We start from the raw sequence: 584 nt of genomic DNA, 5'->3' as shown, positions 1-584 counted from the left end.
GGTGTTTAGAAGTTAATAATAATGGGGCAGGTCGAGAATTCGTTGACCTGCTTTTTTTGTGATCTATACGCTAAACTCTCTATTGTTATGACTAGAACACTCTACAATAGTGCTATAGCATTATTAATGTTTGATAATAAAAACTACAGGAGTCTACGCCTTGGATACCAAAAAAATATTTGTATTAGGCAATGGTTTTGATTTGGCTCATTATTTACCAACTGCTTATGTACATTTCATGGATGCCATGAGAGTGGTAGAGGGTAGTGAGGAAAACGCGGAGCTGGGATTTGATAATTTATTTCACAAATACATCTCAGGTGATTGTTCAGAGATAGATAAGGAGTTCTTTCAGAAGACTAAAAAGCTATACAAGACAGATGATTTACAGTTATCACCTGATAAAGTTAAAGAGTTAAGAGGAAATTTAAAGAGCAATGGGTGGTTTCAACACTTTAAACATCATTTGACTGATGTAGATACTTGGATTGATTTTGAGAATGAAATTCAAAAGTTATTAATATCAGTATGTGATTTGTTTGATTTTGAGTTTAATGAAAACACGGTTGATTATTGGGATATAA

The 584-nt window shown here is 32.9% G+C and carries 1 protein-coding gene; it reads left to right on the top strand.

The features are described from left to right. Window positions 1–160: 160 nt before the first annotated feature. The coding region (locus ACS8FC_RS19355) for an AbiH family protein (protein WP_439297985.1) at window positions 161–584 on the top strand (424 nt) is incomplete at its 3' end.

Source organism: Psychrobacter sp. 1Y4 (assembly GCF_051847555.1).
The sequence above is the reverse complement of the archived record's forward strand: the minus strand, read 5'-3'. Positions and strand labels throughout refer to the sequence as shown.